Origin of the sequence: Pandoraea sputorum (genome assembly GCF_000814845.2) — a bacterium.
Taxonomy (GTDB): Bacteria; Pseudomonadota; Gammaproteobacteria; order Burkholderiales; family Burkholderiaceae; genus Pandoraea; species Pandoraea sputorum.
The window spans coordinates 328,869-349,300 of the sequence record NZ_CP010431.2 but is presented as its reverse complement, the minus strand read 5'-3'; the positions used below and the strand labels follow the sequence as shown (position 1 = coordinate 349,300).

Sequence of the window (20,432 nt, the reverse complement as noted above, 5' to 3'; positions counted from 1 at the left end):
TCCCCGGCCGATGACAGCGCGGGGATCACTGGGGACACGTCTGGCGCACGATTCGGTTCGCAAGATACGCGCCCGTCGTGCGTCAGTCGTCGATGTCGATCAGTCGTCGAATTGCGTCAATTGATTGATGCGGATGATGCCCGCATCGTCCTCATCGCCGCAGGGCGCTTCGTCGAACGCAATGTCGCCGAGCGGATCGGGCTGCCCCGTCGCACGCAAATTCCGGAAGTCGTGAAGGCCCGTGTCCATCAGATGCGACGGCACCACGTTCGACAACGCGCTGAAAATCGACTTGATGCGCCCCGGGTGCTGCTTTTCCCACAGGCGGATGAGCGACTTCATCTCGGCGCGCTTCAGGTTCGGCTGGCTGCCGCACAACGTGCACGGAATGATCGGAAACTGCTTGTACTCGGCGTAACGCTCGAGATCCGGTTCGCGCACATACGCGAGCGGTCGGATCACCACGTTCTTGCCGTCGTCCGATTGCAGCTTTGGCGGCATGCCTTTGAGCTTGCCACCGTAGAAAATGTTCAGGAACAGCGTCTCGATGATGTCATCGCGATGGTGGCCCAGCGCGATCTTCGTCGCACCGAGTTCGCCAGCCACGCGATACAGAATGCCGCGACGCAGACGCGAGCACAGCGAGCAGGTGGTCTTGCCCTCGGGCACCACGCGCTTGACGATGGAATACGTGTCCTGATTCTCGATGTGGAAGTCCACGCCGATGGAACGGAAGTAATCCGGCAGCACGTGTTCGGGAAAGCCGGGCTGCTTCTGATCGAGGTTGACGGCGACGATAGAGAAGTCGATCGGCGCACGCTCGCGCAGCTTGAGCAGAATATCGAGCATGGCATAGCTGTCCTTACCGCCGGACATGCACACCATGACGCGATCGCCCTGCTCGATCATGTTGTAGTCACCGATGGCCTGCCCCGTCAGACGGAACAGGCGCTTTTCGAGCTTGTTGTTCTCGAACGCGAGCTTCTGCGCTTTCTTCACGCTGTCGGCGGCGGCGGCATTGCCGGTCGCAGCCAGTGGCGCGCCGGTCTCAGGCATGACGGCACTCATGTCAGGCATCCTTCATCTGAAACACTTCGATGCCGACCGAGTGGCAATCGGGGTAGACGTCGGGCTTCTCGGTCGACACCCCCACGGCGCGCACGCGCGGATGCGCCAGCAGCGCACGCGCGACGTCGTCGCAAAGGGTTTCTTGCAAGTGAATGTGGCCCTGCCCCACACGCTTGGCGATGGTCTCGCGCATGAAGTCGTAATCCACCACTTCATCGAGCTTGTCTTCCGTGGGCGTGCTCTCGGCGAGCGGGACAAACAGTTGCACATTGATCAGCACGCGCTGCTCGCCACGCTTTTCGTGATCGTGCACGCCGATGTTGATGAACACCTCGTAGTCGCGCAGGAACATGCGACGGCAGTCCATCAGGCGGGGGTGGGAAAGAGCGCTATGCATTTTGAAGACTCGTAATGACAATCAACGAGACCGGTCGGCATCGGCCGGCTCGGTCAGAAATTTCACGTCGCGCGACGAACTCGCGAGATGTTGGCCACCGTCCACATACAACACCGTGCCTGTGACGGCGGGCGCCTGCGCCAGATAGGCGACGGCTTCGGCGATGTCTTCCGGCGTGGACGACGCGCCCAGCGGCGTCGACGCATGCGCGGCGGCAAAACCCGCTGGCGTCTGGTCGACGGACAGAAGCGTGACGCCCGGTGCTACGCCGACCACACGCAAGCGCGGTGCAAATGCTTGTGCGAGCAACGTCGTCGCCACATCGAGCGCCGCCTTCGACAGCGTGTACGACAGGTAATCGGGGTTCGGATTCGCCAGCTTCTGATCGAGCAGATTGACGACGACGCCACGCCCGGACTCACCCAGCGCCGCGTGCATCTCGCGCGCCAGCACCAGCGGCGCGCCTGCGTTCACGCGCATGTGGCGCTCCAGCGCCTGGTAGCCGAAATCGTCGGCGCAATCGTACTCGAAGCGCGACGCATTGTTCACCAGACACACGGGCGCGCCCAGGGCCTCACGGCAACGCCCGATCAGCGCGACGGTGGCGGCTTCGTCGGCGAGCGACGCCTGCAACGCCACCGCGCGGCGACCCATCGCCTCGATGGCAGCCACCGTTTCAAGCGCCTCGTCATGCGAGCGCTCGTAGTGCACGGCGACGTCCCAGCCCAGGCTCGCAAGCTTCAGCGCGATGGCGCGCCCGATGCGGCGCGCGCCGCCGGTCACCAACGCAACGCGCGATGCATGCGACGCGTGCAGCACGTCGGACGTGCGAGCGGCGTCATTTGCGTCGGGGACAGGGCGTGGCGTCGATGCAACGGTCATGCGGCGAATTCCTGTTTCACAGCGGGCGGATGAACGAACTTCGGGCGTCCTGAGGCTTCAGCGGCAGCGGGACACAACAGCCTGCGAACCTTCTGCCGGACTCCTGGCGGAGGCCGAGCGTTGCGCAAACTGGCGAAAAACACGCAAAAACTATCGAAAACCAGCAAAAATCGGCGCAAAACGCGTCGAATTCGCCCACAGACGCACTATCTCAACCATAGCAACCAGTCTGCACCGTCTCCGTTACAATGCCCGCATGAATCAGGCCGCACCGAAACCCCATAGTTTACCCGTTCCGGAGACGGACGCGCTCGAACACTCGCGCCGCCTCACGGCATATCTCGCCGACACCATTGAAGCTGACGGCGGCTGGTTGCCGTTCGATCGCTTCATGGAACTGGCCCTGTACGCGCCCGGCCTCGGCTATTACGCCGCCGGTGCCGCCAAGTTCGGACGCCTCGCCGCCGACGGCAGCGACTTCGTCACCGCACCGGAACTCACACCGTTCTTCGCGCGCACGCTCGCGCGGCAGATCGGCGAAGTCTTCGAACAGACGGGTGACGCGCAAGTACTGGAGTTCGGTGCCGGGTCCGGACGCCTCGCGGCCGATCTGCTGCTCGCCCTCGAAGCCGAAGGCACGCCGTGCGAGCAGTACTCGATCATGGAACTCTCGGGCGAACTTCGCACCCGCCAACGCGACACTATTGAAAAAGCCGCACCGCATCTGCTGGATCGTGTGACGTGGCTCGATCAGTTGCCCGACGCCTTCCACGGCACGATGATCGGCAACGAAGTCCTCGACGCCATGCCCGTACGCCTGTGGGCCCGTCGTCCGGATGCCGACGGTCAGCCGGTCTGGTTCGAGCGCGGCGTCGTGCTCACGCCGGAAGGCTTCGCGTGGGAAGAGCGGCTTTACACCGGCCCGCTGCCGCAAGCGCTCAACGCATTGGCCGATCTGCCTCCGACGCAGGAATATCTGACGGAAACACACGAAGCCGCCGCGGCCTTCGTGCGCAGCGTCGCCCCCTTGCTTGCGCGCGGCGTGCTGCTGCTGATCGATTACGGCTTCCCCGCACGCGAGTACTACCATCCGCAGCGCGCAGGCGGCACGCTCATGTGCCACTACCGTCACCACGCGCACGACGACCCCTTCTATTACCCGGGCTTGCAGGACATCACCGCGCACGTAGAGTTTTCGGGTATCGCCGACGCCGGTGTGGAAGCCGGTCTCGACCTGCTGGGCTTCACGTCGCAGGCGCGCTTCCTGATGAATGCGGGCATCGTCGATCTGATGAGCGCACTCGACCCGACCGACCCGAAGACGTTCCTGCCTGCGGCCGCCGCCGCGCAGAAACTGCTTTCCGAGGCTGAGATGGGCGAGCTCTTCAAGGTCATCGCCTTCGGACGCGCAATGGACGAATGGGCCGGGCTGGTCGGCTTCGTCAACGGCGACCGCAGTCACGCCCTCTGATCCGCTACGCCAACGTCAAATCACGCCCAACCGAGAGGCCGCCCCGATGTTTCGCTGGATGTTCACCATCTTCTTCGCGATCTGCGTCCTCTCGGCAGCCGCGCCCTGGCTGACCAAACTCGGCATCGGCCGCCTGCCCGGTGACGTGCGTCTGCGCTGGCGCGGTAAGGAAATGGTCTTCCCGTTTGCCTCGACCGTGCTGCTCTCGCTTATCTTCAACCTGCTGATTCGTTTGCTGTAACAATCGCTGCACTCCACAACCGCCACAACTGGCACAACACCCCACCCGCCGCAACACCCGTTGCAACGCCGTTCATCGGCCGCTCCAATCGCATTCGCCCCGCACCGCCCCGTCTTCCCCGTCAGTCCCCGCCAATAGTTCGTTGCGCCTTCGCGTCTCACGACGTGGTGCATAACCCTGTCGTTTTCCGGGTTAACTATGATTTGATCATTTGTTGCAAAAAAATTAACATGAAACAAATGATTCAATTTGAATCACGGGAAGACCATTTCAGGAGCAGGACATGATCAAGACGCGATTGACCGGGGTGATGCGCGGGGTGTTGGCCGTAGCGATGACGTTGGCGGCCGGTGCGGCGCTGGCGCAGGGTACGTCGGAGACGCTGCAAAAGATCGAAAGCAGCGGTGTGATTTCCATCGGCCATCGCGAATCGTCCATTCCGTTCTCGTATTACGACAACGGTCATAACGTCATCGGTTACTCTCAGGACCTGTGCAACAAGGTCGTGGACGCAGTCAAAACGCGTCTTAAGAAGCCGGATCTGCAAGTCCGCTTTATCCCCGTCACGTCGCAGAACCGCATCGCGCTCGTGCAGAACGGCACGGTCGACATCGAGTGCGGCGTGACGACGAACCTCACGGCGCGTCAGTCGCAGGTCAATTTCTCGAACACGTTCTTCGTCGCGGGCACGCGCCTGCTCACGAACAAGAATTCGGGCATCAAGGACTTCCCGGATCTGGCGGGCAAGCCCGTCGTGACCAATGCCGGAACGACCTCAGAGCGCATCCTGAACAAGATGAACAACGAGAAGAAGATGGGCATGAACGTCATTTCCGGCAAGGACTACGGCGAGTCGTTCACCATGCTTCAGGGCGGACGCGTTCAGGCATTCATGATGGATGACGTATTGCTTGCCGGTGCGCGCACGATGGGTCGCAATCCCGACGAGTGGGTCGTGACGGGCAAGCCGCAGTCGTTCGAAGCGTACGGCTTCATGATGAAGCACGGCGACACCGAGTTCAAAAAGCTGGTGGACGACACGCTCGCAGGTGTGATGAAGAGCGGCGAGATCAACGCCATGTACAAGAAGTGGTTCGAGACGCCGGTGCCGCCGAAGAACATCAACTTCAATTTCCCGATGAGCGAGCAGCTCAAGCAGCTCTACGCGAACCCGAACGACAAGGCATTCGAGTAAGCAGGACGAGGGCGGCGGGAAAGCGTCCGGAAAGCGGCGCAATAGCGAAGTAAACAATGAGGGGCAGGCGAGATTCGGAAGTCTCGCATGCCCCTCTGTCGTTCCGTCTGACGAATGGGTTAGCTCTCTTCGCCGCCCAACCCTGCCGCGTCGACGGCATCGATGCGCGCGGCCTGAACCGCTTCGCGAATCTTCCCCGGGTTGTCTGCGTACTGACCTGCCACCGCCCCGGCATCGATGCTACGCGCCGCGTCCAGCGCCGCCAGCAAACGCTCGCGTTGTGGATATGGCGCCGTCGCGAAGTCACCGCCACGCCCACGTGCATCCGCTTCGCACGCTTGCAATACTTCGACGAACCGCTCCGGTTTGCGCAGAGCATCGCACCGCTCCAGCAGGCGCACCAACGCACCCGCGCCGAACTTCTGACTTGCATGGATGTTGCCGTGCTCGCGCGCCACGACCTGCGCCAGTTCCCGGCACTCGACCGGCACGCGTAACCGTGCACACAACGGACCGAGCAATCCGACGCTGCGCCCCTCGTGTCCGATGTGGCGAGGCAGGACATCTTCCGGCGTCGTGCCCTTGCCGAGATCGTGCGTGAGCGCAGCGAAACGTACCGGCAGCGAATAGCCCTGCTGCGCGGCGTAGTCGAGCACCATCATCACGTGCACGCCGGTGTCCACCTCCGGATGGAAGTCGGCACGTTGCGGCACGCCCCACAACTGGGAGACCTCCGGCAGAATGCGCGCGAGCGCCCCTGACTCACGCAGAACATCGAACATGCGCGATGGGCGATGTTCCATCAACCCGCGCGAAATTTCCTGCCAGACCCGCTCGGCCACCAATGCGTCGACTTCGCCGTTGGCCGTCATCGTCTGCATCAGCGCCATCGTCTCGTCGGCGACGGTGAAGTCGGTGAAGCGCGCGGCAAACCGTGCGCAGCGCAGAATACGCACCGGATCTTCTGCAAACGCCTCGCCGACATGACGAAACACGCGGGCGTCCAGATCGCGCTTGCCGCCATAGAGGTCGACCAGCACGTCGGACAGACTGTCGTCCGGCAGCACTTCGCGGGCCATGGCATTGATGGTGAAGTCGCGCCGGATCAGATCCTCCTCCAGCGTGACTTCCGGCGCGAAGTAGAACGAGAAGCCATGGTAGCCACGCGCCGTCTTGCGCTCGGTACGCGCCAGCGCATACTCGGCTTGTGTCTTGGGATGCAGAAACACCGGGAAGTCGCGCCCCACCGGACGGAAGCCCTGTCGCACCATCTCTTCCGGCGTCGCACCGACCACGACATAGTCGCGGTCTTTCACAGGCAGTCCCAGCATGGCGTCGCGAATCGCACCGCCGACGGCGTAAATCTTCATGGGCGCACGTCGTAGAAAGCGACGCTCTGCGTCTCCGCACGACCGGCCGCCACCCACGCCTGCACCGCAGGCACTTCGCGAATGCGCTCGGCATACGCCTGTGCATGCGCCGACAACGCGGGCTCGAACGTCGTGAAGCGCATCACGATGGGGGCATAGAACGCGTCGGCAATCGAGAAGTCGCCAAAGAGGAACGGACCTTCGTAGCGCGCGAGGCAGTCTTCCCAGATCGCTTCGACGCGGCGGACGTCGGCGAGCGCCTCGGGCGTCGCACCGGCGCCGGGCCAGTGGGCCGCAACGTTCATCCACATATTGGTGCGCAACGCGGTGAAACCGCTGTGCATCTCGGCACAGATACTGCGGGCATGCGCGCGGGTGCCCAGCGACTTCGGCCACAGCGGCAGATGCGGATAGGCGTCGGCCAGGTATTCGCAGATGGCGAGCGAATCCCAGACGGTGATGCCGTTATCGATCAGACAAGGCACCTTGCCCGTGGGCGAGTAGCGCAGGATCTGCTCGCGCGAATCGGGCTGCGCGAGCCACACGTTCTTCTCTTCGAACGCGATGCCGAAGTGCTTGAGCAGCACCCAGGGACGCATCGACCACGAGGAGTATTTTTTGTTGGCGATGATGAGTTGCATGAGGACCTTCTTTGCCCGCGCAGCGCCTGAGCGCCGCGCGTTGGCTTGTGATGGCGTAGCGATGAAGCAGATGAAACCGATGCAGCGAAGTTGTAACTGACGGTGCTACGTCCGTCGTTCAGTCGAGCCTAACGTCCGGCGAAGCGGCGATAGTCCGACATCCGCTTTTCCCAATTGCCGCCGTTCAGATAGTCGACGGCGATTTCCAGACCGTTCGGCGTCAGATCGAGCTCCGGGGCCAGCGGGCCGGTCAGCACGTTGTCGACCGTCATCGAATCGAGATTGTCGCGCGTGATGATCGGCTCGCCCGGGAGCTTCTCGAAGATCGCGGCCTGAAGTCGTGCGGTGCTGTCCGGCAGCGGCAGGATGGGACGCTCGCAGCCGCAGGCCGCGCCCGCGAAACGCACCAGCGCTTCGAGCGTGTACGCCTCAGGTCCACCGAGTTCGTACGTCTTGCCGATGGTGGCGTCGCATTCCAGCGCCCGCGCAAACGCTTGCGCAACGTCCGTCACATAGATCGGCTGGAAGCGCGCGTTCGCACTGGCCAGCGGCACGATCGGCAGACGCCGTTGCAGCTTCGCAAACGTATTCAGGAAATGGTCGCCGGGGCCGAAGACCACCGACGGACGGAAGATCGTCGCCGCAAGGCCCGACTCGCGAATCACCGCCTCGCCGTCGCCCTTTGAGCGCTGGTACATGCTCGGGCCGTTCGAATCCGCGCCGAGCGCGCTCATATGAACTAGCCGGGTAACGCCACGGTCGTTGCAGGCCTGCGCGATCTTGCGTGGCAGTTCCACGTGCGCCCGCGCAAACGCGCGGCCGTAGGGCGTGCCTCGGTCGCTATGCAGAATACCGACGAGATTGATGACGGCATCGCTGCCCGCGATCACGCGTTCGAGGGCGCGCGGGTCATGCACGTCGCACTCGACGAGTTCCACGCCGGGTAGCACACCGAGCGCCTTGGCGGCTTCGACACGCCGCGTCGGCAGACGCACGGCGTGTCCCAGCGTGACCAGCCGGGCCACCAGATGGCTACCGATGAAGCCGGTGCCACCGACGACACAAACGTTATAGCGCATGCGTCACCTCCGCGTTATGACTGTGGGTTCGCGGACCCGGCCACACCCCGAGGACAGCCATTGGCCGTCACTGGGGCAGGATGACGCCGAGTCGCTCCTTGAGCGATTGCGGACGGCCCGTGATGATGGCCGAGTAATACGTCGTATTCGACAACACGTTCTCGACATACTGACGCGTCTCGTTGAACGGAATCGTCTCAGCGAAGATCGCGCCTTCGACCGGGCGGTCGAGGGTAGAGCGCCACGTGCGCGGCCGTCCCGGGCCAGCGTTATAACCGGCCGACGCGAGCACCGCCGAGCCGTCGAACTTATTGTAGATATCCGACAGATAGCTCGTACCCAGACGGATATTGGTATCGATGTCGTGCATCATGCCCGGGCTGTAGTCGATGCCGATCTGCTTGGCGACCATCTTCGCCGTGGCGGGCATCACTTGCATCAGGCCACCGGCTCCGGCGGACGAACGGGCATTGATGATGAAACGCGATTCCTGACGGATCAGGCCGTACGCCCACGCTTCGTCGAGATCGACGATCTTGGAGAAGCGGTCGACCTTGTCGCGGAACGGCATCAGATAGCGCAGCGAGAAGTCGTGCTCCACCTTCGTGCGATCCGCCGTATTCACCGCACGGTCGAACAGTTCGATACCGTTGGCGTACTGCGCGGCGGCGATCAGCTGACGGTCGGTCATGTTGCGCAATTCCCAGTTCCACTCGCGGTTGCCTTCGAAGCGCAAGCCCATGTCGTAGAACTTGGCAGCACGCAGGAAACCGGCGTTCGAGCGGTTGGCGTCGATCTCGGCACGAGTGACGGCCGTGCGCGGCGGCAGCATCGTCTTGTTGCCCAGTTCCTCGTTCGCCAGCTGACCGTAGAAGTTCGGTTGCGACGCGATCTTCTGGAACTGCGCACGCGCGGCATCGCCCTGCCCGGCTTCGCGCAGCGCGCGACCATACCAGTAAGTCCAGACACCGTCGTCGCGCAACGCGGCCGGCATCGCTTCGATGCCCGTGCGCACGAGATTCCAGTCGCCCGCGCGCAACGCCGCGCGAATCTTCCATTCCTGTGCCGTGTTCGAGAGCTTGGCGGTGCCCGCCTGACGGTACCAGTTGATCGCCATCGGATTCTGCGACAGCGCACCACGCATGCCGATCGCACCCCAGCCGATGGCGCGTTCGTCTTGCGACAGGCTGCCCGCGATACTGCTGAAGCTGCTCGCGGCGAGCATGGCGTCCGAGCGGGCCATGCGCACGGTGGCGAGCAGCGCCAGTTGACGCGACGCCTCCGAGCCATCCACGCCGCGCGCCAGAATCTGCGCCGGACGCGTCGCCGCCATGTCGAGCAACGTGTCGTCCGGACGCGCCGCACCCAGCGCATCGGCAATCTGCTTGCCCAGCGAGGTGTAGTTCTCCTCGTACGCCAGACGAATCTGATGCCAGACTTCCTGACGCGGCAACTGACCGCTCGCGGCGAGCGTATTGATCATGTCGATGCAGCCCTCGCCATAGTTCTTCGGCGTGGTCAGCAGATCGATGGCGGCCTGCGTGACGTTCTCCCCGCGCGAGGCACGCGACATCAGCGCGTAGCACTTGACCTGGGTGTCGTCGTCGAGGGCGAACTTCGGGTACTCGGCGTCGAACGTGCGCCAGTCGTGGCGCTTGCCCAGCACGAGCAGCCAGTCGTTGCGCATGCGATCGGCAATGGCCTGACCGTCATACGTGCGCAAGAAGGCGCGGATATCGTCGTCGGGTGCGTCGAGAAGCGCCTTGCCCGAACGGTCGAACATGCGCGGCTTGATCTGGAAATACTGGACGTACGACGGCACGTCGTAGTCGGTGAGCATCGCGGCGAGTGCGGCGGCGCGCGGTGCGTCATTGCTGCGGGCCGCCTCGCGCAATTGGACGAAGATGTCGTCCGGCGAGCGCTGCGACAGCGCGTCGGCCGATGGCGCCGAGCGGCTTGCCGCCGACTGCGCCTTGGGACGTCCTGTCGCCTGGGTCGTGCTGCAGGCCACCAGCGCGGCAGCGGTCAGGGCGAGCGCGGCGGCGCGATATACTCGGGTCAAACGTTCGGACATCTTCGTGGAGCGTCGGGTAAAAAGTGAATTCAAGCATAGCACGGGACCCCGCCCAATCGGCGGCCCAGACGTCTGGAAATGGGGCGGACGCAACGTCGGCGAACGCACGCCCGAAAGCCCTGCTGCGCCGCGCGTTGCTCGACGCCCGCAGCACCCTCGACGCACGCGCCGAGCGTGACACCGCACTCGCCACCCGGCTGACCGACGAGCTTTCGCGCCGTGCCCCGCGCTGCATTGGCTTTTACTGGCCCATTCAGGACGAATTCGACGCCCGCGATGTCGTCGCCACGTGGCTGGTCGCAGCGTCGCCCGATACGCCCAGATTCGCTGCCCTGCCGGTCGTCACCGCACCGGCCACCCCGCTTGTCTTCCATCGCTGGACACCCGACACCCCCATGATGGAAGGCCGCTACCGCATCCCGGTCCCGCGCGACACCGAAGTGCTGGTTCCCGACCTGCTGCTGGTGCCCTGCGTCGGCTTCACGCGCGACGGTCTGCGCCTCGGCTACGGCGGAGGCTTCTACGACCGCACGCTACATGCGATGGAACCCGCCCCGCAAACGCTCGGTATTGCCTACGACCTTCTCGAAGTTCAGGACCTCAGCGCCGAAGCGCACGATCTGGCGCTCGACGCCATCGTGACGGAATCGGCCACCTACGCCCGCCCTCCCGGCAACCCACGCTAATTCATGACAACGCTCAAGATCCTGCCGCTCGGCGACAGCGCGCTCGTGTGTGAAGCGGGCACCAGCCCGACGTCTGCCAATCTCGCCACACAGCGCCGTGTCTGGCACGTGGCGACGCTGGCCCGCGACTGGCACGACGTGCGCGAAGTCGTACCCGGCATGAATAACCTCACGCTGCTCTTCGACCCGCTCGCCACCGATATCGATGTCCTGAGCGAACGGTTGCGCGATGCCTGGCAGACGCCGCCGGGCGCAGGGGAAGTCGGACGCGACATCGAGATTCCCGTCCAATACGGCGGCAAGCACGGCCCCGATCTTGCGGATGTGGCCAAACACGCGCGCCTGCAACCGAAGACGGTCGTGCAGCGCCACACTGCCCCGGAGTACATCGTCTACTTCATCGGCTTCCAGCCGGGCTTCGCCTATCTGGGCGGATTGGACGATTCGATTGCCGCGCCGCGTCGCGCAGAGCCCCGGTTGTCCGTGCCCGCCGGCTCGGTCGGCATCGGCGGCAATCAGACCGGCATCTACCCGCTCAACTCGCCGGGCGGCTGGCAGATCATCGGCCACGCCACCAGCGCCCTGTTCGACCCCGCTGCGACGCCCCCCGCCCTCCTGGCGCCGGGCGACCGCGTGCGCTTCACTATCGCGAGTCTCGACCTGTGATCGACATCCAGCGTGCCGGCCTGCTCACTACCGTTCAGGACCTGGGCCGAACCCGTCAGCGTGCCTTCGGCGTCGCCAGCGGCGGTGCCCTCGACCCGCTCGCCTGCGCCGTCGCCAACCGGCTCGTGGGCAACGACCAGAACACCGCCACTCTCGAAATCACGATGGGGACGTGTGTGATGCGTTTCACGTCGGCCACCCTCGTCGCGCTGACCGGCGCGGACTGTCACGCCGACCTCGACGGCACGCCCGTGTGGTCGTGGTGGCGCTTCCCCGTCGTGAAAGGTCAGACGCTGACGTTGCGCCCCTCGCGCTTCGGCATGCGAACCTACCTGGCCGTGGCCGGTGGCATCGACGTGCCCGAAACGCTCGGCTCGCGCAGCACCGATCTGAACGGCGGGTTCGGTGGCTTCGAGGGCCGCGCCCTGCACGACGGCGACCGCATCGCCATCGGCCACCCGCGCACCGCCGCACGCAAAGCCGAGCCTCTGGGCGTGCGCCCGCCGCTGTGGCTGTCCGACCCGCTCGCACACCGCGTGCGCGTGCTGCCCGGCCCGGAGTACGACGACTTCACGTCCGTCACGCACAAGAACTTCTGGGAGAACCCGTGGCAGGTCACGCCCAACAGCAACCGCATGGGTTATCGCCTGTCCGGCCCGGAGCCGCTCGCGCGCAAGAAAAACCGCATGCACGACCTGCTCTCTCACGGCGTGTTGCCGGGTGTGGTTCAGGTACCGCCGTCGGGACAGCCGATCATTCTGCTCGCTGACGCGCAGACGACCGGCGGCTACCCGAAGATCGGCACGGTGATCACCGCCGATCTCTGGCGGCTCGGACAGGCACGGCTCGGCAGCACGCTGTACTTTTCGGAATGCACCCCCGCCGAAGCGCGTGAAGCGCTACGCGAGCAACTGCGCTATCTTGATCAGATCGAACGCGCACTCGCGTGGCACGACCGCGGCATTCTGAGTACGCCGAAGGTGGCCGCCATTACGCGCAAACGCACTTGAATACGCAGACTTGAACACGCAGGACAGGCTGTCCCCGCAGGAGAACGCATGATGAAGATCGACCTTAACGTCGACCTCGGAGAAGGTTGCGATTACGACGAAGCACTGCTCGCGCTGGTCAGCTCGGCCAACGTGGCGTGCGGCTGGCATGCGGGCGACGCTGGCACGATGCAGCAAGTGGTGCGCTGGGCGCTGGAGAACGGCGTGGCCATCGGCGCACATCCCAGCTTCCCCGACCGCGAAAATTTCGGACGCACCGAAATGCAGCTCCCGCTAGACGAAATCCGTGCAGGCACGCTGTATCAGATCGGCGCACTCGCTGCGATGGTGCGCGCGCAGGGCGGTTGGCTCACGCACGTGAAGCCTCACGGGGCACTCTACAATCAGGCCGCGCGCGACCCCGCACTCGCCGAAACGCTGGTCGAAGCGATTCGCGCCTTCGACACCGATCTCGCCGTCTACGGTCTGGCGGGTGGCGAACTGGTGAAGGCGGCGCGCGCGGCGGGCATGCACGCCGTCGAGGAAGTGTTTGCCGACCGTGGCTACAACCCGGACGGCTCACTCGTCAAACGCGGCACGCCCGGCGCGCTGATCGAGCGCGAGGAGGACGCCCTCGCACAAACGCTGATGATGGTTCAGGCGCAGCGCGTGCGCGCCATCGACGGCACGCTCGTCCCGATCCAGGCGCAGACCGTCTGTCTGCATGGCGACGGCGAACACGCGCTCGAATTCGCGCAGCGCATCCGTAGTTTCCTGCTCGACGAAGGCATCGAAATCGCGCCGGTGCGCTGACCTCTCAGACGATCGTCGCCCACCAACAAAAACGCCGTCGCCGGGCATCCCGGGACGGCGTTTTCGTATTGCGCTGAAGTTGACGACTTACTGACCGAGCGTCGGCATAACAAGCGACGACGTGGCATTCGCCGGACGTCCCTCAGACCAGCGACGCGTGACCACCTTCGAGCGCGTGTAGAAGCGCACCGACTCCGGCCCGTAAATGTGCTGATCGCCGAACAGCGAATTGCGCCAGCCGCCGAACGAGAAGTACGAGACAGGCACCGGGATCGGCACGTTCACGCCGACCATGCCGACTTCGATTTCGTCTTCGAAGCGACGTGCAGCACCGCCCGACGTCGTGAACACCGCCGTGCCGTTCGCATACGGATTGCGGTTGATGAGCGCAATGGCCTCTTCCAGCGTGTTCACACGCACGACCGACAGCACCGGCCCGAAGATCTCGTTGCGATAGATCGACATATCCGGCGTGACGTTATCGAACAGGCACGGACCGATGAAGAAGCCGTCGTCGCGCTGGGCGACCTTCAGGCCACGGCCGTCCACCACGAGCTTCGCGCCTTCGTCCACACCGGCATCGACGAACCCCTTCACCTTGTCGCAATGCACACGCGTGATGAGCGGTCCCATTTGCGCGACGGGGTCGGTGCCGTCGCCGACCGGCAGCGCCTTCGCGGCTTGTGCGAGACGCGCCACCAGTTGGTCGGCCACATCGCCCACCGCGACGGCCACCGAGATCGCCATGCAGCGCTCACCAGCGGAACCGTACGCAGCGCCGATCAGTGCGTCGACGGTGAAGTCGAGATCGGCATCCGGCATGACCACGCCGTGGTTCTTCGCGCCGCCGAGCGCCTGCACGCGCTTGCCGTGCGCCGACGCCGTGCTGTAGATGTACTGCGCAATCGGCGTCGAGCCGACGAACGACACAGCGTTCACGTCCGGGTGCGTGAGCAGCGCATCGACGGCTGCCTTGTCGCCGTTCACCACGTTCAGCACGCCGTCGGGCAGACCGGCTTCCCTGGCCAGACGCACCAGCAGCAGCGCCGCCGACGGCACCTTCTCCGAGGGCTTGAGCACGAACGTGTTGCCACACGCCACGGCCATCGGGAACATCCACAGCGGCACCATGGCCGGGAAGTTGAACGGGGTAATGCCCGCGCAAACACCCACCGGCTGATGGATCGAGTACGTATCGACGCCGGTACCGACCTGCGGTGCAATCTCGCCCTTGAGCAGATGGGGGATACCGATGGCGAACTCGACCACTTCGATGCCGCGCGTGACTTCGCCGCGGGCGTCGTCGAGCGTCTTGCCGTGTTCCTGCGTGATCAGTTGCACGAGCGCTTCGCGGTTCGTCTCAAGCAATTCGCGGTACTTCATCATCACGCGAGCGCGCTTCATCGGCGGTGTGGCGCGCCAGCCCGGCAGCGCGGCACGCGCGGCGGCGACTGCCGTTGCGACGTCCTTCGCACCGCCCAGCGCCACCTGACGAATCACTTCGCCGGTCGCCGGGTTCGTCACTTCGCCAAAGCGCAGTTCGGCTTCACCCGACGCGACGCTTGCGCCGCCAATCCAATGCTCGATACGTTCGGTGCTGACTCGTTGGTTCATGTCGATTTCCGTAAATACTGTGTGAATGCGGGTGTTGGCTTATGCCGTCTCGCGGATGGCTTGCGCGACGATGCCGAACAACTCGTCGATCTGCGCTTCGCTGATGATGAGCGGCGGCGAGAACGCGAGGATGTCGCCGGTGTATCGGATCAGCGCGCCCTTCTCGAAGCACTTGACGAAGATCTCGTGTGCGCGTGCGCCGGGTTTGCCGTCGCGCGTCGACAACTCGATGCCGCCGACCATGCCGAGGTTGCGAATATCGACGACATTCGGCAGGTCGCGCAGACCGTGAATCGACTTTTCGAAGTGCGGAGCGAGCTTGGCGGCACGCTCGAACAGGCCGTCGTTTTTGTAGACGTCGAGCGCAGCGCAGGCAGCGGCGGCCGCCAGCGGGTGCCCCGAGTATGTGTAGCCGTGGAAGAACTCGATGGCGCCCGTGTTACCGGCGTCGACGATGGTGTCGTGCACGGACGTCTTCACAGCGACGGCGCCCATCGGCACGGCAGCGTTGTTCACGCCCTTGGCCATCGTGATGATGTCCGGCGTCACGCCGAAGTACTGCGCGGCGAACGGCTTGCCGAGGCGGCCGAGGCCCGTGATCACTTCGTCGAAAATCAGCAGAATGCCGTGCTTGTCGCAGATCTCGCGCAGCTTTTGCAGATAGCCTTGCGGCGGCACCAGCACACCGGTGGAACCGGCCAGCGGCTCGACGATCACGGCGGCGATGGTCGACGCGTCGTGCAGCGTGACGATGCGCTCCAGTTCGTCGGCCAGATGCGCGCCCCACGTCGGCTGTCCCTTGGTGAAGGCCGCTTCCTTGATGTTGAGCGTGTGCGGGAGATGGTCGACGGCGGGCAGCAGTTGACCGGAGTACGCCTTGCGGTTCGGCGAGATGCCGCCAACAGAGATGCCACCAAAGCCCACGCCGTGATAGCCGCGCTCACGACCGATCAGGCGCGTGCGCTGACCTTCGCCGCGTGCACGGTGATAGGCGAGTGCGATCTTCAGGGCGGTGTCGACCGACTCCGATCCCGAGTTCGTGAAGAACACGCGGTCGAGGCCCTGCGGCGTGATCTCGGCGATCTTGGCGGCCGCTTCGAACGCTTTCGGGTGCCCCATCTGGAACGTCGGCGCGAAGTCCATCTCACCGGCCTGCTGACGGATCGCTTCGACGATCTCGGTGCGGCAGTGACCGGCGTTCACGCACCAGAGACCGGCGGTGCCGTCGAGAATCTGACGATTGTCCGACGACGTGTAGTGCATGCCTTCGGCCTTGACCAACAGGCGCGGCGAGCTCTTGAACTGACGGTTGTTGGTGAACGGCATCCAGAACGCCGTCATATCGAGATTCAGGTCTTTCATGTTCATCGCGGGGTCTCCCCAGGGGCATGTCACGATCAGGAGGTCCCGGGTTGGCGGCGCGAAGCCGCTCCACGGGTGGATGGAATGGATGCTACGAGAGGTGAACCGGTACAGACATGTACAGTCACCCGGAAAATGGTTATTCTGTATCGGTCAATTGCCCCAACTGTATTGGCAACAGCCAATGGAGCGGACACCCGCCCGCCCCGCACCACGTGGGCCGGGGCCGGATGTGATGCCGCTCGGGATTTACCCGTACACCGCAGGTTGAGTGTTCGACGGAGTACGTAATCCGCACGCTCACTCGCTGTCCTTACCCGTACTCTCGTCAAACCATGGTCCAGCCGCTCGCCTTTACCCTGAACCGCGCGCAACCCGAAGCCCTCGTCGACCAGATCGTGCGGGAGGTCGAGCGGGCGTTGCAGCGTCAGACGTTGCACGCGGGCATGCGCATGCCGTCGATCCGGTCGCTGGCGAAGGCGCACGGCATCAGCACATTCACGGTGGTGGAGGCGTACGACCGTCTCGTCGCACACGGCACGCTCGTGGCGCGGCGCGGCGCGGGGTTCTTTGTGGCGGGCGCGGCGGACACGCGCGAGCCCGGATCGTCCAGCCCCGGCGGGAGCCTGTCGATGGGGGCCGCCGCGAGCGAAGTCACCAACGCCTGGTTGCTCTCGGAGATCTTCGCGGACGACTCCATCGCGGTGAAAAGCGGCTGCGGCTGGCTCCCCGACAGTTGGCTCGACGAGGACGGTCTGCATGGCGCGCTGCGTTCGCTGTCGAAGGGACCGGGCGCGCATTTCGCGCACTACGGGCATCCGCACGGTTATGGGCCGTTGCGTCAGTGGCTCGCCCGACGCCTTGGGGAGTTGTCCATTGACGCGCCACCTGAGCAAATCGTGCTCACGCAAGGTGCCACGCAGGCGCTGGATCTCGTGGTGCGCACATTGCTCAAGCCGGGCGACACGGTGCTGGTCGAAGCCCCGGCGTATTGCAATTTGCTGGCGGTGTTGCGTCTGGCGGGACTGAACGTCGTGGGCATCCCCCGCACGGAAGCCGGGCTGGACCTCGCGGCGCTGGAGCAGGCGGCGCAGACGCATCGTCCGCGCGCGCTGTTCGTAAATCCCGCGTTGCAGAACCCGTTGGGCACGTCGCTCACACCGGCGTCGGCGCATCGCATCTTGCAGTGCGCCGAGCAGCATGGTTTCTGGATCGTCGAGGACGACATCTACCGCGAGCTTGCGCCGGCGGGTACACCGTCCTTAGCGGCGATGGATGGCTTGTCGCGCGTGATTTACGTCTCCAGTTTTTCGAAGACGATCTCGCCGTCTGTGCGCGTGGGGTATCTGGCGTGTTCGCGCGATCTGGCGCATGAGATTGCGCGCAGCAAGATGGTGGCGGGGCTGACGTCGTCCGAGATCAACGAGCGCATCGTGCACGCGATCCTGACCGAGGGACGCCACCGCAAGCACATCGAACGCCTGTCGGATCGCCTGACGCGCTCCCGTGCACGTCTCATCACTCAGTTGCAATCGCACGGCGTGACGCTGCTGGCGCAGCCGGAAGGCGGCATGTTCGTGTGCGGCAGCCTACCGGACGCCACGCAACCTGCCCGAGAGTTGGCAGAAGCAGCGCTGCTGGAAAGCATCATGCTTGCCCCGGGCGAGTTCTTCCTCGCCCACAACGAACCCTGCCACTGGTTCCGCTTCAACGTCGCATACTCGGACGACGCGCGCCTGTTCCGGTTTCTGGATAAAGCTGCGGCGGGGAAGTTGGCGGCTTGATTTATTCATCACCAGTGCTCACCTCCGTCCAAGGAACCAGCAAAGCGAATCGATGACGCTCGTTATCGTGAAACACGATTCGGTTCCTTAAGACATCCATCCCAATCGCACCAAGACTCGCTAAGCCACCTTCACGCGGAACAGCTTGAGATGCAACTGGATGGCGGGAGATCGTCTGACCATTAATAGTGAAGTCCACGAGTCGCGTGTGATCGTCACTTTCGATCTCGTGCCCCAACAAATCGATGGATCTGCGCCGAACCTCGCCGACCGCTTCACCGCTGATCGTCGGGAGAGGTAGCGTTGTCGCGTACGCGCCCGAATCGACAACCATCGGGATCCGCGCGCCCTTAAATCCCACTGGAATTGCCATCACATGATGGATATTGGGCAATGCTCTTCCGTCGACAACGCGAATCCGCCCAACGACCTCCGGCTCAAAGCGTTCGGCAACAAGAAAACAATCGTCCCTGAAGTTCATTACCGACACATCGCTACCGGCCAGATACTGTGGACTGATAATCCCCGAGAAGCCCTCTGCCATCAGAGGCGTTTCATCAATTACGTAGATTGTCTGGGCCGTGCTGCGGCGCTCAGCATCCTCCAACTCGAAAACGCGTTGACGTGCAGGCGCAGAAGAAGCGATTGCTTTCAGGACATTGCCGCCAGTGTCAGGCGCGCCTCCTTCGAGGACGATGCGTGGGTCCCAAATGACGTGGCGATTCGACCCAGAATCGAGCAGCATCCGAGCTGGCTTCTTATTTAACGATAACGTAATGAATGGATCGCTCTTTCGCTCCACGTTGCCGTACTGAATCGCTGACGCGAACACGGGCCTAACCGTTGGCCACACTTCGCCGCACCGCGCTGAACTTGCGTGGGCGAATAGCGGTTGCACGGACAGCAGCGAAAGAAGTGAAGAGACAATGAATTGTGTTAGTCGCCTGGCGAGCATTAAGGAAGCGAATCCAGAGAGGTGATATTCACGATCTGTGAAGTATCAACGAGCCTCCGGCATTCCGAAATCGGATGATTCCGAAATTGCTCATGCCGTTGGGGACTGAAGCGCCAACCGTCACATTCGACCGGTGATCCTCGATTCCTTACGCATCAACTCCCACCCCAAACCGCTCCCGATACGCCACCGGCGTCACGCCGTACTGACGTTGAAACGCGCGACGCAGGTTCTGCTCGTCGCCGAAGCCCACGCGCGCGGCGATGCGTTTGAGCGACGCATCCGAGTCGAGCAACGCGAAGCGCGCCGCCTCCAGACGCATGCGCTCCACCGCCTTCGCAGGCGTCGATCCCGTGCGCGCGAGATAGCTTCGGGCAAACGTCCGGGGACTCATGTTCGCCTGCTCCGCCAGTCGCATCACCGACAGATCGCCGTCCAGCCGCGCGGACATCCACGCATGCAAATCGCCGAACGGCGCGCCCGCCGCGACCTGCTCTTGTAAAGGCGGACTGAACTGCGACTGCCCGCCCGCACGCTTGAGAAACACCACCAACCGACGCGCCGCCTGCAACGCGACATCCACGCCGCAATCGTCTTCGATCAACGCCAGCCCAAGATCGATGCCCGCCGTGATCCCGGCCGACGTCCACACCGGGTCCTCACGCACGTAGATCGGATCGGACTCGACCCGCACTTCGGGAAAGCACGCCTGCAACATCGCCGTGTCCAGCCAGTGCGTCGTGGCGCGCCGCCCATTGAGCAGCCCCGCCGAAGCAAGCACGAACGCCCCCACGCACACCGAACACACGCGCCTCACGCGCGGTGCGTAGTCGCGCAACCAGTCACCTACCGGCCCCGGCACCGCCGGACGATGCGCCACCGCACCGCCCACTGCGATCAGCGTGTCGACTTGCATCGCGTCCAGCGCCCGCATCGGCTCCGTGTGCAACGTGATGCCCGACCCCGTCTCCACTGGGCCGCCATACTCGGACACAACCACGGTTTTGTAGGGTGCGTCCTGCCCCTGCTCCGTGAAGTTGCGCACGACGGCGTGAAACGCGTCGAGCGGCCCCGCCAGATCCAGCAGAACGAACGGCGGCACGAGAAGAAAGGCAACGAGACGAGGTTGGCTCATGGTGAACGGT

General features: G+C 64.0%; 19 protein-coding genes. 8 read left to right on the top strand and 11 right to left on the bottom strand.

Translation table 11 applies throughout. The features are described 5' to 3' along the window. Nucleotides 1–99: 99 nt before the first annotated feature. Genes ttcA through NA29_RS01535 form a run of 3 tightly spaced genes read right to left on the bottom strand, consistent with a single transcriptional unit; the run spans nt 100 to nt 2,347 of the window. Nucleotides 100–1,068, bottom strand: a complete 969-nt coding sequence (gene ttcA / locus NA29_RS01545) for a tRNA 2-thiocytidine(32) synthetase TtcA (RefSeq protein WP_084103362.1) — start codon at nt 1,066–1,068, stop codon at nt 100–102. A gap of 1 nt (nt 1,069) precedes the next feature. Further along, entirely contained in the window at nt 1,070–1,465 is a 396-nt protein-coding gene (locus NA29_RS01540; RefSeq protein ID WP_039394985.1) for a dihydroneopterin aldolase, read from the bottom strand. 21 nt (nt 1,466–1,486) lie between these two features. Next, the gene (locus NA29_RS01535) at nt 1,487–2,347 is read right to left on the bottom strand and encodes an SDR family oxidoreductase (protein ID WP_084103360.1); all 861 of its coding nucleotides are present in this window, start codon (nt 2,345–2,347) and stop codon (nt 1,487–1,489) included. 256 nt (nt 2,348–2,603) lie between these two features. Here NA29_RS01535 and NA29_RS01530 point away from each other — a divergent pair, with 256 nt between their 5' ends. The 3 genes from NA29_RS01530 to NA29_RS01520 all read left to right on the top strand — a co-directional run bounded on the left by NA29_RS01530 (nt 2,604) and on the right by NA29_RS01520 (nt 5,254). Further along, nucleotides 2,604–3,818: a class I SAM-dependent methyltransferase gene (locus NA29_RS01530; protein WP_039394982.1), complete on the top strand. Its 1,215-nt coding sequence runs from the start codon at nt 2,604–2,606 to the stop codon at nt 3,816–3,818. A gap of 46 nt (nt 3,819–3,864) precedes the next feature. Further along, a complete protein-coding gene (locus NA29_RS01525) occupies nt 3,865–4,059 on the top strand; it encodes a DUF2905 domain-containing protein (protein ID WP_039394978.1) in 195 nt (64 codons plus the stop codon). A 283-nt stretch (nt 4,060–4,342) separates the two neighbouring features. Further along, nucleotides 4,343–5,254, top strand: a complete 912-nt coding sequence (locus tag NA29_RS01520; protein WP_052252436.1) for a glutamate/aspartate ABC transporter substrate-binding protein — start codon at nt 4,343–4,345, stop codon at nt 5,252–5,254. 119 nt (nt 5,255–5,373) lie between these two features. On the opposite strand, the gene NA29_RS01515 is transcribed toward NA29_RS01520, so the two are convergent. The 4 genes from NA29_RS01515 to NA29_RS01500 all read right to left on the bottom strand — a co-directional run bounded on the left by NA29_RS01515 (nt 5,374) and on the right by NA29_RS01500 (nt 10,418). Then, entirely contained in the window at nt 5,374–6,624 is a 1,251-nt protein-coding gene (locus NA29_RS01515) for a multifunctional CCA addition/repair protein (RefSeq protein ID WP_039394974.1), read from the bottom strand. Next, nucleotides 6,621–7,265: a glutathione S-transferase family protein gene (locus tag NA29_RS01510; RefSeq protein WP_039394972.1), complete on the bottom strand. Its 645-nt coding sequence runs from the start codon at nt 7,263–7,265 to the stop codon at nt 6,621–6,623. Before NA29_RS01510 ends, NA29_RS01515 begins: the two co-directional genes overlap by 4 nt. 128 nt (nt 7,266–7,393) lie before the next feature. Then, nucleotides 7,394–8,344, bottom strand: a complete 951-nt coding sequence (locus tag NA29_RS01505; protein ID WP_039394969.1) for a complex I NDUFA9 subunit family protein — start codon at nt 8,342–8,344, stop codon at nt 7,394–7,396. Nucleotides 8,345–8,411: 67 nt separating this feature from the next. Then, entirely contained in the window at nt 8,412–10,418 is a 2,007-nt protein-coding gene (locus tag NA29_RS01500) for a lytic transglycosylase domain-containing protein (RefSeq protein ID WP_039394966.1), read from the bottom strand. 122 nt (nt 10,419–10,540) lie between these two features. Here NA29_RS01500 and NA29_RS01495 point away from each other — a divergent pair, with 122 nt between their 5' ends. Genes NA29_RS01495 through pxpA form a run of 4 tightly spaced genes read left to right on the top strand, consistent with a single transcriptional unit; the run spans nt 10,541 to nt 13,572 of the window. Further along, the gene (locus NA29_RS01495) at nt 10,541–11,104 is read left to right on the top strand and encodes a 5-formyltetrahydrofolate cyclo-ligase (protein WP_039402004.1); all 564 of its coding nucleotides are present in this window, start codon (nt 10,541–10,543) and stop codon (nt 11,102–11,104) included. Between the two features lie 3 nt (nt 11,105–11,107). Then, entirely contained in the window at nt 11,108–11,770 is a 663-nt protein-coding gene (gene pxpB, locus NA29_RS01490; protein ID WP_039394963.1) for a 5-oxoprolinase subunit PxpB, read from the top strand. Further along, complete coding sequence (locus NA29_RS01485; RefSeq protein WP_039394960.1) at nt 11,767–12,780, top strand: 5-oxoprolinase subunit C family protein; 1,014 nt, start codon at nt 11,767–11,769, stop codon at nt 12,778–12,780. Before pxpB ends, NA29_RS01485 begins: the two co-directional genes overlap by 4 nt. 51 nt (nt 12,781–12,831) lie before the next feature. Continuing rightward, nucleotides 12,832–13,572 (top strand): 5-oxoprolinase subunit PxpA, encoded by a 741-nt coding sequence (pxpA, locus tag NA29_RS01480; RefSeq protein ID WP_174555919.1) that lies wholly within the window; start codon nt 12,832–12,834, stop codon nt 13,570–13,572. Between the two features lie 87 nt (nt 13,573–13,659). On the opposite strand, the gene NA29_RS01475 is transcribed toward pxpA, so the two are convergent. Together NA29_RS01475 and aptA are read right to left on the bottom strand one after the other, a co-directional pair. After that, nucleotides 13,660–15,186, bottom strand: a complete 1,527-nt coding sequence (locus NA29_RS01475; RefSeq protein ID WP_039394953.1) for a CoA-acylating methylmalonate-semialdehyde dehydrogenase — start codon at nt 15,184–15,186, stop codon at nt 13,660–13,662. Nucleotides 15,187–15,225: 39 nt separating this feature from the next. Continuing rightward, a complete protein-coding gene (aptA, locus tag NA29_RS01470; protein ID WP_039394950.1) occupies nt 15,226–16,554 on the bottom strand; it encodes an omega-aminotransferase AptA in 1,329 nt (442 codons plus the stop codon). A 329-nt stretch (nt 16,555–16,883) separates the two neighbouring features. Here aptA and NA29_RS01465 point away from each other — a divergent pair, with 329 nt between their 5' ends. Next, nucleotides 16,884–18,332, top strand: coding sequence for an aminotransferase-like domain-containing protein (locus NA29_RS01465; protein WP_039394947.1), 1,449 nt, complete (start codon nt 16,884–16,886; stop codon nt 18,330–18,332). 1 nt (nt 18,333) lies between these two features. Here NA29_RS01465 and NA29_RS01460 read toward each other — a convergent pair whose 3' ends face one another. Then, nucleotides 18,334–19,077 (bottom strand): hypothetical protein, encoded by a 744-nt coding sequence (locus NA29_RS01460; protein ID WP_039394944.1) that lies wholly within the window; start codon nt 19,075–19,077, stop codon nt 18,334–18,336. A gap of 358 nt (nt 19,078–19,435) precedes the next feature. Further along, nucleotides 19,436–20,422, bottom strand: coding sequence for a GlxA family transcriptional regulator (locus NA29_RS01455; RefSeq protein WP_039402001.1), 987 nt, complete (start codon nt 20,420–20,422; stop codon nt 19,436–19,438). Nucleotides 20,423–20,432 lie beyond the last annotated feature (10 nt).

Excerpts from the sequence above, each read along its gene's own strand:
- ttcA (WP_084103362.1), bottom strand. The coding sequence starts at position 1,068 with ATGAGTGCCGTCATGCCTGAGACCGGCGCGCCACTGGCTGCGACCGGC.
- NA29_RS01540 (WP_039394985.1), bottom strand. The coding sequence starts at position 1,465 with ATGCATAGCGCTCTTTCCCACCCCCGCCTGATGGACTGCCGTCGCATG.
- NA29_RS01535 (WP_084103360.1), bottom strand. The coding sequence starts at position 2,347 with ATGACCGTTGCATCGACGCCACGCCCTGTCCCCGACGCAAATGACGCC.
- NA29_RS01530 (WP_039394982.1), top strand. The coding sequence starts at position 2,604 with ATGAATCAGGCCGCACCGAAACCCCATAGTTTACCCGTTCCGGAGACG.
- NA29_RS01525 (WP_039394978.1), top strand. The coding sequence starts at position 3,865 with ATGTTTCGCTGGATGTTCACCATCTTCTTCGCGATCTGCGTCCTCTCG.
- NA29_RS01520 (WP_052252436.1), top strand. The coding sequence starts at position 4,343 with ATGATCAAGACGCGATTGACCGGGGTGATGCGCGGGGTGTTGGCCGTA.
- NA29_RS01515 (WP_039394974.1), bottom strand. The coding sequence starts at position 6,624 with ATGAAGATTTACGCCGTCGGCGGTGCGATTCGCGACGCCATGCTGGGA.
- NA29_RS01510 (WP_039394972.1), bottom strand. The coding sequence starts at position 7,265 with ATGCAACTCATCATCGCCAACAAAAAATACTCCTCGTGGTCGATGCGT.
- NA29_RS01505 (WP_039394969.1), bottom strand. The coding sequence starts at position 8,344 with ATGCGCTATAACGTTTGTGTCGTCGGTGGCACCGGCTTCATCGGTAGC.
- NA29_RS01500 (WP_039394966.1), bottom strand. The coding sequence starts at position 10,418 with ATGTCCGAACGTTTGACCCGAGTATATCGCGCCGCCGCGCTCGCCCTG.
- pxpB (WP_039394963.1), top strand. The coding sequence starts at position 11,108 with ATGACAACGCTCAAGATCCTGCCGCTCGGCGACAGCGCGCTCGTGTGT.
- pxpA (WP_174555919.1), top strand. The coding sequence starts at position 12,832 with ATGAAGATCGACCTTAACGTCGACCTCGGAGAAGGTTGCGATTACGAC.
- NA29_RS01475 (WP_039394953.1), bottom strand. The coding sequence starts at position 15,186 with ATGAACCAACGAGTCAGCACCGAACGTATCGAGCATTGGATTGGCGGC.
- aptA (WP_039394950.1), bottom strand. The coding sequence starts at position 16,554 with ATGAACATGAAAGACCTGAATCTCGATATGACGGCGTTCTGGATGCCG.
- NA29_RS01465 (WP_039394947.1), top strand. The coding sequence starts at position 16,884 with ATGGTCCAGCCGCTCGCCTTTACCCTGAACCGCGCGCAACCCGAAGCC.
- NA29_RS01460 (WP_039394944.1), bottom strand. The coding sequence starts at position 19,077 with ATGCTGCTCGATTCTGGGTCGAATCGCCACGTCATTTGGGACCCACGC.
- NA29_RS01455 (WP_039402001.1), bottom strand. The coding sequence starts at position 20,422 with ATGAGCCAACCTCGTCTCGTTGCCTTTCTTCTCGTGCCGCCGTTCGTT.